Source organism: Shewanella sp. BF02_Schw, assembly GCF_014596695.2.
Classification (GTDB): domain Bacteria; phylum Pseudomonadota; class Gammaproteobacteria; order Enterobacterales; family Shewanellaceae; genus Shewanella.
Window position 1 is genome coordinate 185,136 of record NZ_JABKAW020000005.1, and the last position, 15,155, is coordinate 200,290.

Below are 15,155 nucleotides of genomic sequence, written 5' to 3' on the forward strand. Positions count from 1 at the left end.
TTCATTATGGGCAGTTTATTTGGAATTTCGACTAAAGATGAAATCAGTAAATCAAAGGTAATTCGTAATTACAAAGATCCTATTACCCAATTGTTCTCCCTATTTAGGGGCCGCTCATTTGGTTACGTAATGATGATCACTGGTCTATTACTTTTCATTTCCCCGACTGTTACTAAAATTGTGTTTCCATTTTTAATTTTTATTCGAATATTTGCTAGGGCAGAACTTCTAAGTATGCCTCTTTACGTACCTGCACATTCAAAACAAAAAATTGATCCTAATGATTGGATACCTAGCAAGAATGGAAGAATTCAAGGACCGCCAGCGGGTACCCACTACCTTGGCGTTACAGATGAAGGTATAGAGGTCTGGAATACTATTGAAAAAGAAAGGCGTCATTTGCTTTTTCTAGCAACTACCGGTGGTGGTAAATCTGTTGGTTTGACGAGTATGACGGTTTCAGGCGCTTTGGTTATGGGTTCAGGCTATTCGTTCACCGATGGCAAGGCTCAACTTGATCTTAGTATTGAACATCTATCAAACGCAATGCGGTTCAATCGTGCTCTAGATTTCCTTATGATCAGCTATATAACTGGTGGTCAGGATATTTGGGGGAAAACTGAACACCAAATGTCGAATACATTTAACCCTTATTTCAGTTCGAGCTATTCTGAAATATCAGAACTTCAAATTTCGTTATTGGACGGTGATAACGATATATGGGCTAAACGTGCAGAATCTTTTTTATCTGCACTATCTAAGGTTTTAGTTTATTTGAGAGATATGGGGCAATTACAATTATCAGTTGTTTCATTCATTCCATATTTGGGCCTTGAAACAGTTGGTAAACTTGCTGGTAGAAGTGATATCCCTCCTATTGCATCATCTCAGTTAGTTGAGTTCATCCGCACAATCCCTGGTATGAATGAAGCGTCATTTACCCAATTACTCAAGGGAGAAGCACCAAAATCTACAACTGTGTACGACCAGTTTGGTTTTATTACAATGCAAATTATTCCCCTTTTTAACATGCTTGTTGGTGACTACGGTTTCATTTTTCAATGCTTACAAGGTCAAACAAGCATGAAGGATTGCGTCATTAACCGACGGATCTTGATGATTCTTTTACCTGCTCTTGAAAAATCAAGTAACTCGTTAGCTAATTTAGGTCGTATATCACTTGCTGCACAAAAAAGCATGATGGGCTCATCTTTGGGTTCACGATTTGAAGGTGATGTACAAACTAACATTAAAAACTCGGCCACTTCAGCTAGTGTTCCTTATAAAAGCATCAATGATGAAGTGGGTTATTATTTTGTGGAAGGGACTGCCGTCACCGCTGCCCAGTCGAGAAGTCTATTTATATCAATGATTTATAGCGCTCAGGATTTACCTGGTATGCGTCGATTATCTGAAATGGCTAGCAAGGAAACTGACTCGGTAATTGGTAACACTGTGACTAAACTAGGCGGCTTCTTAATGGATAAACAGTCTATTGATATGTTTAAGGAGCAGATGGGAGAGGCATACACCGTTGAAGAAGATCGTAAAGACATTGAAAAAGGTGGGATGTTTCATGGAAATCAAGTAGCTAATCAAGTTAACACCGTAAAAAGAAGCCGAGTTGATATCAGGGACTTCAACATCTTGATCGAAGGTGAAGTTTTTATTCAACAACAAGACCGATTTTTCAAAGTGAACATGCCTCAAATCACTGCTAAAGAATTAAAAATTACAGCCTTAAATGATTTTTTACCATGCCCCAAATTTAGCCCATTTGAGTTAGCTTTTTTAGCTGATGGCGTAAACATTTATAGAGATGCTTTCAAAAAGATTTTAGAGGCCGATTCGAAAATTTCGGTTTCTAGAGGATCTGAAAGCGAACTGCTTAACTTCAATCGCGATTTTAAATTAGCATCCAAAGCCAATATCCCGCCACTTTATAAATCAGCCGGTGTTTTTATGCTTTTTTTGGATCGACTTGAGCAAGAGTACAACAACATTTTCACAGCTAGTTACGCTCAATCTAATCCTAAAATTGAAAAACAAGTGAAAACTAGTGATCAGGATGAAAAGGTTGACAACATTATTGCTCAAAACAATGATTTTGATACCTCTGAATTTGATTCAAACACTGCTAATGAGTTTGCTAGTGACATCGAAGAAGAAGCAGTAAGAACGGCACTAGATCACCAATCAATATTCACAAATATTTTTTCCGATGGAATATTGGACAAACAAAACCTTACAAATGACCTTGAGGCAATGAACTCATTAATTCAACCAGAGCAACCGGTTGAAGTTATTAAAAAGATTGCTAGCAAGACAATTGAAAATATTGCTGATGTTTCCGGTTACCCAGGTAAGCAACGTTTACAGTCTAACCCTGAACTACAACTACAACTTTTGAAAAACTTAAAAAGAGATTTAACTAACCGTTAATATAAGGCTAATAACATGACAAATACCGTTGAAAAATATCAGGAAAGCCCTACACAACAACCTAGAATATCTGTTGTTGATAACAACGCTGAAAGTAAACAAAATGTTTTATCGATGGCAAAGGAATCTCTTAGCAAAAGCCCTAAACGAATTGAATCAAATTCAGAAATGCTTAACTATAGAAATTCTCAAGGTGTGTTGTGTGTTGACAAAATTACTCAGGACCACACTGAAGAGTTTAAGCAGTTGCTCACTCACATGACTGTCGAACTTGCTTTAAAGTTGGGCCTAAGCGTTACAGATATCATTTGTAACGTAAATGATGACCAGTCTACATTGAACATTGGATTGAAAGCATCTACGGTCAATTTTTTCGGTTTAGACCATTACGGACGCTCTTATTTATCGCATTGCTGTACTTTTGATTTTAACCCGGCATGGCTTGGCGTTAAATTTAAACCCAATAAAACTGAAATGGTTATTACAGGTTACGACCCTGAAGGGAAAAGGTTACGAGTATTTAATGGAAATACTGCCCTTTGGGTTCGGGAAGTATCATTCTCAAATATTAAAGACTTTTTTAAACAAAATGTTTAATTCAACCACAAAAAAAGCCATGACATAATTGCATGGCTTTTTTTGTGGGATACGGCAGGCAATTACTTCTTTATAAGTCTACAAAAATCGATTATCGGTTGTTTCTGAAAATCATCTTTTCCGAACAGACTTACCAACGTTTCATTTTGTGGCATATCTCCTTTTATTGAATTAAATCCATATACCTTATTATTTGGACCTGCGATTCTAGTAATAATCATATCTTCATCAAACTCAGCTGTAGAGAAGTCAAAACCAACATCATTTAAAAGCACCATTAACTGTGCATTTAGCATATCTGATTTTGTAATACCTCTTGCAGAGGCACTAGTAGATGGTCTTAATTTTTTAGCTAGATCATTTTTGGTATTTCTCAGCAAAGGTTTCGACAGACCTGCAACCCGAGCAAAGTCGTCTAAACTATCTGTTGCCTGTAACATTAGGGCTGCAAAATTTCTGCGTGTATTTTCTTTATCGCTCATAATTAGCTCATTTTTTATTAAATTCTGGCACCGGCTTTTCCCAGCACCAAGGGGAATGAAATGACTTGTGATTGCATACCTTACATTTTTCTTCATTTTCATGCTGATGGTTACTCATATCACACCTCACTATTGTAAATTAGATACTATTAAATAGAACTGATTCTTGCTCATAACTAAAGGCTACAGCTTCACTGTTGGCGATATTTAGGCTTATTGCAGCATCTATGTTAGATGTGAACTTTACTGACCTTAAACGCTCAATGAACTCGCTATGTTCGATTTCATTTAGCTTATCTAGAGTTAAATGCTGAAATGTAGACGTTTCAACCAACATTCCCAGATATTCATCAGCATTCATTTCGCGTACAACCCAAGTTTTGCTTAACTGATAATCAAACTGTTTTATATAATCTGTTATCAAATTAGTGGGTTCAATGCCTTCGTTAAGCATGGAATTTGTGACTAAATCAAGCCACTGTAATGCGTCTTTCGTTAATACATCGCTATTAATATATTCAGTTGTGTGACTGGATACATTGGCCAAGCTCATTAGCAGTCTCAGCTCTTTGGGAAAGTTGCCATGTTCTAATCCAATAGAATCGTAAACAAGGGCTCCTATTCCATCAAAATGACTTAAATTTACTAAATCATTCTCTAACTGCTCTAAAAATGTCATTTCTACAGCGCTAAACAACCCTTTCCTACCGTCTAATAGCGACTCAGTTCCGGTAAATTTAGGTAGATTAAATTCGATATGCTCAAGTAAATTTTTATCCGATTCAGTTACAGCTTTGTAATTTACTATTTTATTGCCACTTATATTTGTTATTTCTAGGTTTCCGGCTTTTACATTCATGATGTAATTTTGGCCACAAATATCGAAGGACAAATTTAAATCGCTAGTCACTCTTACATTTGAAAACTGATAACCTAATTTAATTAGAGTTGCTTGCTGCACTACTTGGTAATGCATTAATTCAGGAAAACCGAGCACCAGCATTCTTTCAGTATCAGAACAGCTTATATCTGGTTTTTGTTCAATAGGCAGAGTTACCGGCACTTTTCTTAGTGTATTTATTTGTGATTGATTGAACCCCATATTACTAACCATAAACTTAGATAAAGAGGTCAAGATACTATTTCCTGTCTGCATATCATGGCGAAGGTCTATTAGCGCTTTTAGCTTTGCTTTATTTAATTCTTCATAAACGGCAAGCATATTCATCTACCTCTATAGGCAAAGCTTGCTGTTCAAGTAACAAAGGCACTTTCGTTGCATCTAATCGACTAGCCATAGCAAAATCTAAGACTCCTTGGCTCACTGATGGTGATACCATCAAAAAATTAATATCATCGCAATAAAAAAGTAATACCTTAAATTCATCTGATAAAACAAGATCACCTAAACTCACTATTTGGGATTTCAAATATTTCTGTGAAATTTCTAACGGGTATATTGTTGCTACCATTTCAAAAACATTTTCAACATTTTCATTGTTAAGTTGAGCTGTGAAGATTCGCAGAGCTGTATCGTTTTCTATGATTTCGGTCATAGCATTATACATCCAGGCTCCAGATTGCAATATCATTCGATTATTACCTGCAAGGTACTCACCAAACTGCTTGCAATACTCTCTAAGTTCTTCAGTTGGAACGCATACACTTTTAAAGAGTTCGATAGCTGGCATTGATAGGACATTCGTTAAGTCTAAATGCTCATAATCATCGAAAACTATCTCATTATTATTGGCTATCGATATCTCGTTAATATACTCCAACTCGGTATTCAAATAGATGTCTTCTATCAATAAATCGCCATATGTAAGGTCATTATGCTGCCCATTACTCAACAATGAATTAACTTTTATGGCATCATGATTAAAGTTGATTGTAAATCCATTAACATCTCTTGCAATACTTACTATTTCGGAAGGGTTTCGGTATATATTCACCAAATCTTGCAGCTGCTTAAATTTAGTAAACTCTTCTGTTATGCCTATATCTCTTAACAAGTTGTCTCTAGAAACATTAATATTTTCTAAATATCTCTCTATACCGCAAATATCATCACAATCAAATGAATAGTCGTAATCGTCATCCTCTTCGGAATTTCGATAGTATTGGTTTACAGAATCAATTATTGCATCAAAATCCATGCCCGCTATATTCTTATCTGAGGCATCATTGACACTATCTAAAGTCTTTGCAAAGCTTTCATATTCATTATCATTGACATGCATACTTACCCAAGCATTTGCATCCTCCAAAGCAATTGATAGCAATTCTTGAACAAAATCATTAAAGCTATTTAACTTACAAGTCATCAATATTGACGCCAAAACAATTTGATTACTAATAATCGCATCATTTCTAAGTGCGTTAATTTTTTTGTTATCAATATTCATTGAATCACCCTAAATCATCTTGGGCGCAGGAATTCTACACCCAAGATAATTAATTTATTTTCTAAGTCTTGCTACTAAAGCCAAGCCAAAGATAGCCAACCAACCTAATGACCCACCAGAACTCTCATTTTTTTCAGGCTCTACTGGTGTAGGGTCAACAGGATCTACTGGTGTAGGGTCAACAGGATCTACTGGTGTAGGGTCAGTTGGATCAACTGGTGTTGGGTCAGTAGGGTCAACTGGTGTTGGGTCAGTAGGATCAACTGGTGTTGGGTCAGTAGGGTCAACTGGCGTTGGGTCTGTCGGTTCAACTGGTGCATCATTAGCTACAATGGTAAGCGCAATACGTTCTGCATCAACATCAACAGCTAGTTGAACTGGCATGACCAAGTTAACATTTACAACTACGTTTTCTTGTAACTTCAAATCATCACTGAAATTTAATGTCACAACTTTTTCAGACTCACCAGCTCCAAATTCAACACTTATATAATCAAATTTGAACACTTCCGTGATTGACGTTGGCTTAGTACCATAATATGTACCGCCATTTTCCGCATCAAAACCGAGAATAGTGCTGCCGTCAAGATACAAACTCACTTCGGTAGGTATTGTTAAATCACCGTTGCGGCCAATGACAACACTTATAGCCCCATCTGAGATGTTCACTGATTTGGTTAGCTCACCTTTCAGTTGTACGGTACCGACTACCGTCATTTCATCCGTAAGATTAGCCATAAATGGAGATGATAGCTCTATCTGCTTGGCATTATAAGCTTCTGTTTCATCCCCACAAACTACTCCATCATTAATAACAAAAGGTGAACTAAACACAGATTTGGCACCAGCTGGAGATGTGTTCATTACTGATGGCATATCATAACCAAATTCATCTTTTGAACAGGCATTGATGGCTGCTGCACGATTGTAAGTATCAGTGTGATTACCCGCCGTCCGTTCATGGCCAGCTAACAACCCATGACCAAGTTCGTGAAGAGAAGTATTTTTACAACCATCAGGACGCTCTGTATTCATATAATCTTGAGCAACAATGTCACCACCCATTAAATCACCCACACCTGAACCACAAATTGTTACAGTCTGGGCATCGCTCATTCGAATATATTGATAGCCATCTGCACCTGTATTTTGAAGACGTTTGGTGAAGTTTGTCGTAAATGCAATAGGATAACCTTTCCATGATTGAACGATATCAGCGGTTATCCCTGAAATACCTTTTTGAACAAAACCATCACTATTCACGAACTCAGTGATAGGAAAACTCCAATCAAGAGCTTCTGGTGCAAATGCTTCCGGGCTTAAATCGTAAAGATATTGCAGCCCCGCATCAATATAAGCTTGCTTTTGTTTTTCGTGAAAATCACTGATATCTAATTCAGAAAACGAAACAAGCTTTACTCTTGTTTCAACTTTGGAGTCAGCGAAAGCAATATTCATTTGATCTACGGTTTCATATGCAAACTTATATAACGAACCCAGTGATACTTGGTTTTCTAGTGACATAGGATCATGGACAACGGCTAAATGAATTTCATTGTTAGACATATCACTAGGTTGTTTCTCACAAACATTTGTTTGCAAGTCACATCCATACATCTTAAAAAATGTTTCGGTATTTATTTCTAGGTTTTTATCATCACCATTAGTTAACGAATCAGCCAAAAACTTTTTAACATCAGATGGTTTTACACCTTTTTCAATCAGTGATTTGGCTTTTAAATTAATGCTGGATTCTTTTGCTGCTTTGAGATTTGCAGCATGAGTGAAATATTCAGCTTTCTGCTCATCTGTCACCTCAGTTTTGAATGAAGTGGCATGAGCTGTTGTAGCCATCATTAATGCTAATGTCAGAGTAGATAATGCTAATTTGTTTGTGCGTTTCATAATAAAACCCTTATGCGTGTAGTTGAATTAAATCCATTATTGCAGGCTTAAAGCCTACAGTCAACTTATTTGTATTTATTTGCAACATAAAAAGTATAATGTAGATTAACATCAATTGTACTGCAATAGAACTAAGAGATGTGAGCATCCTCGCGTGGTCTTTGTTGCTGCTATTTACCTGCTTTCTGGCATTTTCAGTACATAAAAAAATGAACCATCAGTAATGATGGTTCATTAATTTAAAAAATTGAACATAAGCTGCTATTTGGATAAAACGTCTTCAAATCGTTTCAACGTCAAGTAATCTTCATCATCAATCTTGATATTTAGCTCTTCATCATGTTCATTAAGTTGGCTGAGCAACTTAATGATAAACATCCTCACATCTGAGCTAATTGATTTAGGGATTGTCTTGGCACTGGACACCACTTTTTTAGTAACTCTGCTTGGTACTGTAGAATCAAGCGAATCATTAGAAACCGGCTCGGGTTTAAGATATTGCTGTTCATCATGCTCAGAAACGCTGGATTCATTTGCTTCTGCGGAGTATTCAGCAATATCTAATTCAGGTTGTACTTCCTTATAATCTGTTTCAAGACGAGGGTCAATGTCGACAGATTGTTTCTTAAAGGTGCCTACTAATGCAATGATGTCTTTGGTCTGTTGAGTATAATCAACAGGGCCATCAATCTTAATTTCAGCAGCCTTGGGCTCTTCTTCATCAATAGATGCAATGACTTTCATAACGTTAGGACCATGGTCTTTAAATAATTCACGGGCATACGTTGCTGAAATAAGATTATTTCTAACCATATCTTTTAGCTTGCTAGGCATATTGAGTAAATCAAACAAATGTCCTACGTGAGCAGAGCTTTTTTTGATATGACGTCCAATTTCTGAATTGTTTAACCCTAGATCCCTTAATCTTGATACACCATTTGCCCAATCTAATTGATTCAATGGCAATGCATTCGCAGTATCGAACATCAGCAATACCTCTTCAACGGCATCACCCTGGAACTCTGTTACTTCAAATTCTGTTTTCCCCGCTTTACAGCCCCCGACAAAACGATGATGACCTTCTCGAACTACGCAAATATACTGATTAGTTTCTTCATTCAAAACGACTTTAACGATAATTTGCGGCACTATTTTATTAGCTTCGTATGCAAGTCTAAAGTTCTCTACGTGATCTTCATTTAAGTCACGAATGTTAAAACCATCCTCAATATAAATTTTTTCTGTAGTAACGACGTATGAATTGAGAGTGCAAATTTTCATTTCTTCGGGGACAGAACTGCCTTTTTCGAACTTATACATATCTCGCAAGCGTGCAGCCTTTAAAGGCTCTAACTTTGAATTAATTGTATTATACATTTTTCACCTCAATTATACTTTTCAGATACTACATAGGTTAGCTAGCTATGATTAAGTTAAAGTAACTTTAAGTGTAAAGCAACATATTTAACAAAAAAATATTATCAATTAAAAGTTGACAACATGTAGGCTTTAAGCCTATTGTTGATTTGTTACCTACCCATAACCATTAGGAATTTAAACTATGAACGCATCAAATCGTGACGCCGCTTTAGCATCTGTATTAGGTCAAATTGAAAAGCAATTTGGTAAAGGCTCAATTATGAAATTGGGAGATGACCGCACTATGGATGTTGAAACCATCTCTACTGGGTCTTTAGCTTTAGATGCCGCTCTTGGTGGTGGAGGTCTCCCAATCGGGAGAATATCGGAAGTCTATGGGCCTGAAAGCAGTGGCAAAACTACTTTGACATTGGAAGTTATTGCAGCTGCGCAGCGTGAAGGCAAGGTCTGTGCCTTTATTGATGCCGAACATGCATTAGACCCAATTTATGCCCGTAATCTTGGAGTAGACATTGATAATCTGCTTTGCTCTCAACCTGATACTGGTGAGCAAGCATTGGAAATATGTGACGCATTAGCTCGATCTGGCGCAGTCGATGTTATTGTTGTCGATTCTGTAGCCGCTTTAACTCCCAAAGCCGAAATAGAGGGCGAAATTGGTGACTCTCATATGGGATTAGCTGCTAGAATGATGAGCCAAGCTATGCGCAAACTGTCCGGTAATTTGAAAAATTCTAATACTACTTTGATTTTTATTAACCAAATTCGTATGAAAATTGGTGTGATGTTTGGTAGCCCTGAAACCACTACTGGTGGTAATGCGCTTAAATTCTATGCCTCTGTACGTTTAGATATTCGTCGTATTGGTGCAATCAAAGATGGTGATGAAGTTATTGGCAATGCTACACGAGTAAAAGTAGTCAAAAATAAAATTGCCGCACCATTTAAGCAAGCTGAATTTGAAATTATTTATGGTAAAGGCATTAATAAAACAGCTGAAATTCTCGATCTAGCTGTAGCTAACGGTATTGTCCAAAAAGCTGGTGCATGGTACGCATATGAAGGTGACAATTTTGGTCAAGGGCGTAAAAAATCGTGTGAGGTTTTAGAAAGTGATAAAGAGTTACTTAATGAGATTAAGGCTAAACTTAAATCCGGTGTAAAAGCGACATCTATGGACGATGAATCTGATTCTAAGGCCAGTAAAACTGAAGATGCTCCTGAATTAGCCTAATTACTATTTTATAAAAGCCTCCAGATGGAGGCTTTTTTGAGAGGAATATTATGGATATTGATATTGATCAAGAAATATCAAAAGCACACTTAAATGCGGCTGGTTGGGATCTAGTTAATTATTCTGATAGTACGCCATTTGACTCTGTAGTTTTTTACATTGTCGATTTCAGTTTAGGGTTAGTAAAATTAATATTATTCAACCAGCTTAAGTTTGATGAAATCAAATCATTTCCTATGGTTTCTCTGGTTGGGTCCATCTCTGAAAGAATTTTGAATTGGTCAAATAATCGGTTAAGCATCAGTCAACAAGGGGCGCTTTGTTATGAGTTGAATTGCTATTTACATGAAACACAAACATTAGCTTTATATAAGCAAAACTACGTATCCAATGATGGCGTAAAAAACCTTCATGTTGGGTTTAATTTATACCGTCAAAACAAATCATCTAAATTATCTATGAGGCCATTCATTATAGGTAATGATTGTAGAATACGTTCTACAAACGAAATCGTTGATGTAGCTCGACACGTTAGATCACTTGACGCTACTAATAGACCTGAAGATCAACAACTCGTGAAAGATTTAATAAATATCAATTAAAGGTTGCATCATATCATCGCTGTGTTAATGTATGTGTAAAATATACATACATTGCACTAGGATGATTTATGATTAATCTAAAAGTTTCAGCTCCGCAGTCAGCTAGTAAGCGCATAACCATAACGCAGTACGAAAATAAACGGAAAGTTCAGATTTCAACCAATTTATTTCCTTTGTGTGGCTTTGAAAAAGGGGTACCCGTTATTGAAACCGCGCTAGGCCAAAACTTAGGTTATATTGTTGAGTTGGCTACTCCCGGCATCCCTTATAATAATGTTAAAAGAATTTATGAACGGTCATATAAAACAAGACGTTCAAACCCACTTGAAACATATTTCGAAACGTCTTCAAAGAAAATTCTAGATAACTGCATACCAAAGCTTGCCAAAATGGTCCATGTAACACTCGTATATGGAAAAATGATAGTCATACCTATTCTTGATTATGCTCAAGAACAACTCTCTAAGCTGTCGCTGGAAACAAAGTCTGACATAGGTAGCTTTCAGCTTTCAATAACTTACCGAAAAGATATAACCATACTCTGACATAAAATGTACCCATAGTCTGACAAATCGAAACTGCACCTAGACACTATAATTATGAATTGTCATTTTATTACAACTGAAAGCGTATCTCTTAGTAACTTACTTTTGGACAAAAGCTTGTTAGCGCTAAAGCTCTAAAATTTACGATTCACATTATCATTACTAATGGTTATCTTAAGAAAGCGGGTTTATGTTCACTGATAGATCACAGTTCACTCTCGGAATAAGAAGCTAACCAGAAAGCTTAATTAGGCGTTCTAAATGAATAACCCTCGGCTCAGGCCCCCTGCTTCGCCCTACCTCCTAAATCCATTTAGTCGTTTGCGGAGCCGCATGCAGGGTGCAGTGGGGGTTGGAAGCTGGACATCTCCAGCTACCCAATTAAGTGAGTTCTAAAGAATATGACTGAGTTTTTTAGACAGAGATTCAAGATCTATCTTTGATATCAAAGTTGAAAAAGGAGCTCTACCTAAATGTTTAGGGTACAAATCTTCGCGTAACTCTCCAACTTTGAATGCCGGAATATTTGCCTGTTGAAGCATCGAAATAACCTTTAGTGCATGGGTATGATATCTTATTTCTTTCAATTTTTTCGCTGATACACCTTTAGGCTTCCCCCACCCTAAGATAGCGAAATCAACAGCGGTCAATAATGAAGATATTCTCTCAAAATTTAATTCGCTTTGCTGTTGATGCAGCTCTAATTCAGATGAGTAAGTTTCGTAAAGAGGGTATAAGTTTACGATAACGACTTCTTTAACTTCTGGGCGCTCTACATGGATTCTGGTCAGCACATTGTTAATAGAACGATCAGACTTTACTTTATTTGCAGTTGCTGGATTCATCATAACTACGAGTGCAATTTGATTACCAGTCCTCGTATATGGAATTCTAATAGAATACCGAAACTCATTACTTCCAGATGAATTGCTATCAACAACAATATCGTCTTTTCTCACGATATCTTTATAACTTGTCATTTTAGGGGCTCCAAATTATCAACGTAAGTATTTGACGCCCGACTAATCTGTAGACCAAATAGGCGCATCTTTTTGCTCCGCAACACATATGACCGTATATGGAATCCACATTCAGTCGCTGGTTAGCCTTACTTTATGCTAACTTTGACATTCCCGATGCTTTCTTAGTAATACCACTTGCTTCAGCCTCTTTTTCGCCTGCGGTGATTATATCTTTAAGAATTCCGCTAAATTGGCTCGGGGAACGTAAAAGCTGCATGCCAAAATATGTTCCACTAAAATTTAATTCTTCTTCTGACTTTTCTTGAGAGTGCCCCACAATTCGCGATGTCCCGCTGCCTAGTACATACCAACCAAAACTTGAAGACAATTCACTCAAGACATAAAGGCCAAAACCAGAATTGTCATAAATATTTTCCGATTGATCAATATTTGATGTACTCGATATACCAGGTTTAATAGCCATATTTAAAGCATCTATACTCAAGTGAATTCAAACTGCAGTTTTTAATTTCTGAAAGTTATCATTAATTGTATCACCGAGTGTATCGGCAATATCGGGGAGGGTGATGCTAAAAAAGTCATTGATTTTTCGTCGGAATTCTTTTGTCGTTGCGAAGTATTGCCCATTCCTCGCATGCTTATTCATTACCTTCCACAATCGTTCTATTGGGTTTAAATTTGGACTATAAGGTGGCAGGTAATGCAATGTTATATTCAGATGTTCAGCCTCTTTAACCACTAAGGCATTTCGATGGTATCCAGCGCCATCAAGCACCAAATGGATAACACCACTTGTTGAGTAACGCGCTCTAATTTGGTTTAAAAAATCGATGATGGATGCACCGTTAACCGTTTTGCTATATTGCTCAATGACCGCTTCTGTTAAGTGACCAAGTCGGATTGCACCAACCACGTTAATACGGGTTCGGCTTCCCGTCGTTTCTATCGGTTTATCAACGCCTTTTTTTATCCAGCCTGCGGTGATTTTTGTGGCTTGGGTCGGATGAACCGCATCCATAAATAATAACGGTTCATCAGGGGTTAACGAGGATTTTAGTTGCTCATAATATTCAATGAAAGCCGTTTGTTTGTCTTCATCAAATTTGTGAGGAACCCCTTTAGGGTTTTTATAGCTGAACTGATGTTTATGCAGCCATTTATTGAGGCCTGACACTGTGTACTTAATCTGAAATTGTTCTGAGATATAAGCGACTATTTGATGGCTATGCAAGTAGGTCACCTCACACAGGTGTGCAATCAATAGTTCAGTTTGCTCTTGACTCAGATAACTTAAGGAGCCGCCACTATTACACGTGAGTTTTTGGTCGTGAGCATAGGCATCAATGTATCGAACTACGGTCGTTTCGTGAATACGTAACGCTTGGGCAATCATTGGCGTTGGCCAATTTTCATCGCGTAGTAAAATGGCTTTAATGCGATCACACTCACGCCTATCACTCGAGCTTTTATGTCGAGTTTCCAATGCTACTTTTTGTTCTGGCGAGAGTGTAATTTGTTTCATGGGGCTATGATGATCCCATTTGGGACAAAATCAAGCATTTTCAATGATCACGGGTATATATCACTATTAAGGCTATATGATTTTTTCAACGATTCAGCGATTCCAACACCTTCATCTATTACCGCTATTTCAACTTTTCCATTCCACCATCTTTGACCACACACATAACACTCTGTTGCTCCTGAGTGTTCAAAAACATTTCTAATGATTTCACGTAATGCATAGTTATAGAGTCTATTTTCTTCAGTGTCTTCAGCAGTTCCAGAAACTACACGAGCTAAGCTTCTAACTACAGACATAATTTTGTCATACCATTCTTGAACACTCTGAGTGCTTGAGTTGAAATCAGGCTTCTCAATTCTAGTAATCGGCAAATATGCGCCAGAGCCAGAGGCCTGACCTACGGAATTACCTTCACCCATCAATATGTAATCGAAAAAACCTAAATGCGACAGATAAGAATGTACGGAATGAGAGCTCTGAACTCCTGATTTTTTTGTTTTGAGTTTATTTTTGTGGCGTGTTTTAACCCAAGTTCTGATTTTAGAGCCTGCTATCAGCATCGCGGTGGGAAATGAGTATCGTAAAGTGGAGCAATCCAAACAAACTTCTGGAGTGTCCAAATTACTATCTAGTTCTTCAAAAAAATCATAAAGAGTATCTCGATCAAATCGAACTGGAAATGAGATTGTTATCATAATGCTTCATCCATAAGCCTAACATTTGCATAGTACGCACGCGCGTATATTTAGTAAACCGCGCATGCCCATTTAACAAACCTGTTATTTAAGCTTTACTAAAGTAAAGCCATTGATTTATAAGAACTCTACCAGAGCAGTACTGAATAAACGAGCACGAAATTTGCAAAGTGAGCATTGATATTGATGTCTTATTGAAAGTAATCAGTAACAGCCATTTATCGATTAGTAAAAGTAGGTCTACAGGCTTGTTACTTAATCAGTGAGCTTATCGCCTGAAACAGATAAAGGGGCAAGAGCATCATTGCACGGAACAGATTGAATCAAAGATAAACTGTACTAACTAGAGCAGATGAG

General features: G+C 37.2%; 14 protein-coding genes. 5 read left to right on the forward strand and 9 right to left on the reverse strand.

Annotated features, from left to right (window positions below):
* Positions 1-6 precede the first annotated feature (6 nt).
* Both HNW13_RS18345 and HNW13_RS18350 read left to right on the forward strand, forming a co-directional pair.
* Positions 7-2,442, forward strand: coding sequence for a hypothetical protein (locus HNW13_RS18345; RefSeq protein ID WP_192114508.1), 2,436 nt, complete (start codon positions 7-9; stop codon positions 2,440-2,442).
* A 15-nt stretch (positions 2,443-2,457) separates the two neighbouring features.
* Positions 2,458-3,039 (forward strand): hypothetical protein, encoded by a 582-nt coding sequence (locus HNW13_RS18350; protein WP_192114507.1) that lies wholly within the window; start codon positions 2,458-2,460, stop codon positions 3,037-3,039.
* Positions 3,040-3,101: 62 nt separating this feature from the next.
* Here HNW13_RS18350 and HNW13_RS18355 read toward each other — a convergent pair whose 3' ends face one another.
* The 5 genes from HNW13_RS18355 to HNW13_RS18375 form a co-directional block, all read right to left on the reverse strand.
* Positions 3,102-3,623 carry a hypothetical protein gene (locus HNW13_RS18355; protein ID WP_192114506.1) on the reverse strand — a complete coding sequence of 174 codons (522 nt, stop codon included), beginning with the start codon at positions 3,621-3,623 and terminating at the stop codon, positions 3,102-3,104.
* Between the two features lie 37 nt (positions 3,624-3,660).
* A complete protein-coding gene (locus HNW13_RS18360; protein ID WP_192114505.1) occupies positions 3,661-4,749 on the reverse strand; it encodes a hypothetical protein in 1,089 nt (362 codons plus the stop codon).
* Positions 4,727-5,929, reverse strand: a complete 1,203-nt coding sequence (locus HNW13_RS18365; RefSeq protein ID WP_192114504.1) for a hypothetical protein — start codon at positions 5,927-5,929, stop codon at positions 4,727-4,729. The genes HNW13_RS18360 and HNW13_RS18365 overlap by 23 nt, the downstream gene beginning before the upstream one ends.
* A gap of 54 nt (positions 5,930-5,983) precedes the next feature.
* A complete protein-coding gene (locus tag HNW13_RS18370) occupies positions 5,984-7,834 on the reverse strand; it encodes a GlyGly-CTERM sorting domain-containing protein (protein ID WP_192114503.1) in 1,851 nt (616 codons plus the stop codon).
* Positions 7,835-8,095: 261 nt separating this feature from the next.
* Positions 8,096-9,211, reverse strand: coding sequence for a hypothetical protein (locus tag HNW13_RS18375; RefSeq protein ID WP_192114502.1), 1,116 nt, complete (start codon positions 9,209-9,211; stop codon positions 8,096-8,098).
* Positions 9,212-9,395: 184 nt separating this feature from the next.
* Here HNW13_RS18375 and recA point away from each other — a divergent pair, with 184 nt between their 5' ends.
* The 3 genes from recA (at position 9,396) to HNW13_RS18390 (ending at position 11,595) form a co-directional block, all read left to right on the forward strand.
* Positions 9,396-10,448 (forward strand): recombinase RecA, encoded by a 1,053-nt coding sequence (gene recA, locus HNW13_RS18380; RefSeq protein ID WP_192114501.1) that lies wholly within the window; start codon positions 9,396-9,398, stop codon positions 10,446-10,448.
* A gap of 50 nt (positions 10,449-10,498) precedes the next feature.
* On the forward strand, positions 10,499-11,050 hold the full coding sequence (locus tag HNW13_RS18385) for a hypothetical protein (protein WP_192114500.1): 552 nt from the start codon (positions 10,499-10,501) through the stop codon (positions 11,048-11,050).
* Positions 11,051-11,118: 68 nt separating this feature from the next.
* The gene (locus HNW13_RS18390; protein WP_192114499.1) at positions 11,119-11,595 is read left to right on the forward strand and encodes a hypothetical protein; all 477 of its coding nucleotides are present in this window, start codon (positions 11,119-11,121) and stop codon (positions 11,593-11,595) included.
* A 392-nt stretch (positions 11,596-11,987) separates the two neighbouring features.
* Here HNW13_RS18390 and HNW13_RS18395 read toward each other — a convergent pair whose 3' ends face one another.
* From HNW13_RS18395 to HNW13_RS18410, 4 genes are all read right to left on the reverse strand, one after another.
* On the reverse strand, positions 11,988-12,575 hold the full coding sequence (locus HNW13_RS18395; RefSeq protein ID WP_192114498.1) for a DUF1643 domain-containing protein: 588 nt from the start codon (positions 12,573-12,575) through the stop codon (positions 11,988-11,990).
* Positions 12,576-12,708: 133 nt separating this feature from the next.
* Positions 12,709-13,062, reverse strand: coding sequence for a hypothetical protein (locus tag HNW13_RS18400; protein WP_208062929.1), 354 nt, complete (start codon positions 13,060-13,062; stop codon positions 12,709-12,711).
* Between the two features lie 6 nt (positions 13,063-13,068).
* Complete coding sequence (locus HNW13_RS18405; RefSeq protein ID WP_192114497.1) at positions 13,069-14,100, reverse strand: IS630 family transposase; 1,032 nt, start codon at positions 14,098-14,100, stop codon at positions 13,069-13,071.
* A 47-nt stretch (positions 14,101-14,147) separates the two neighbouring features.
* Positions 14,148-14,798 carry an ATP-binding protein gene (locus tag HNW13_RS18410; protein ID WP_208062930.1) on the reverse strand — a complete coding sequence of 217 codons (651 nt, stop codon included), beginning with the start codon at positions 14,796-14,798 and terminating at the stop codon, positions 14,148-14,150.
* Between the last annotated feature and the right edge of the window lie 357 nt (positions 14,799-15,155).

Excerpts from the sequence above, each read along its gene's own strand:
- HNW13_RS18345 (WP_192114508.1), top strand. The coding sequence starts at position 7 with ATGGGCAGTTTATTTGGAATTTCGACTAAAGATGAAATCAGTAAATCA.
- HNW13_RS18350 (WP_192114507.1), top strand. The coding sequence starts at position 2,458 with ATGACAAATACCGTTGAAAAATATCAGGAAAGCCCTACACAACAACCT.
- HNW13_RS18355 (WP_192114506.1), bottom strand. The coding sequence starts at position 3,623 with ATGAAAATGAAGAAAAATGTAAGGTATGCAATCACAAGTCATTTCATT.
- HNW13_RS18360 (WP_192114505.1), bottom strand. The coding sequence starts at position 4,749 with ATGAATATGCTTGCCGTTTATGAAGAATTAAATAAAGCAAAGCTAAAA.
- HNW13_RS18365 (WP_192114504.1), bottom strand. The coding sequence starts at position 5,929 with ATGAATATTGATAACAAAAAAATTAACGCACTTAGAAATGATGCGATT.
- HNW13_RS18370 (WP_192114503.1), bottom strand. The coding sequence starts at position 7,834 with ATGAAACGCACAAACAAATTAGCATTATCTACTCTGACATTAGCATTA.
- HNW13_RS18375 (WP_192114502.1), bottom strand. The coding sequence starts at position 9,211 with ATGTATAATACAATTAATTCAAAGTTAGAGCCTTTAAAGGCTGCACGC.
- recA (WP_192114501.1), top strand. The coding sequence starts at position 9,396 with ATGAACGCATCAAATCGTGACGCCGCTTTAGCATCTGTATTAGGTCAA.
- HNW13_RS18385 (WP_192114500.1), top strand. The coding sequence starts at position 10,499 with ATGGATATTGATATTGATCAAGAAATATCAAAAGCACACTTAAATGCG.
- HNW13_RS18390 (WP_192114499.1), top strand. The coding sequence starts at position 11,119 with ATGATTAATCTAAAAGTTTCAGCTCCGCAGTCAGCTAGTAAGCGCATA.
- HNW13_RS18395 (WP_192114498.1), bottom strand. The coding sequence starts at position 12,575 with ATGACAAGTTATAAAGATATCGTGAGAAAAGACGATATTGTTGTTGAT.
- HNW13_RS18405 (WP_192114497.1), bottom strand. The coding sequence starts at position 14,100 with ATGAAACAAATTACACTCTCGCCAGAACAAAAAGTAGCATTGGAAACT.
- HNW13_RS18410 (WP_208062930.1), bottom strand. The coding sequence starts at position 14,798 with ATGATAACAATCTCATTTCCAGTTCGATTTGATCGAGATACTCTTTAT.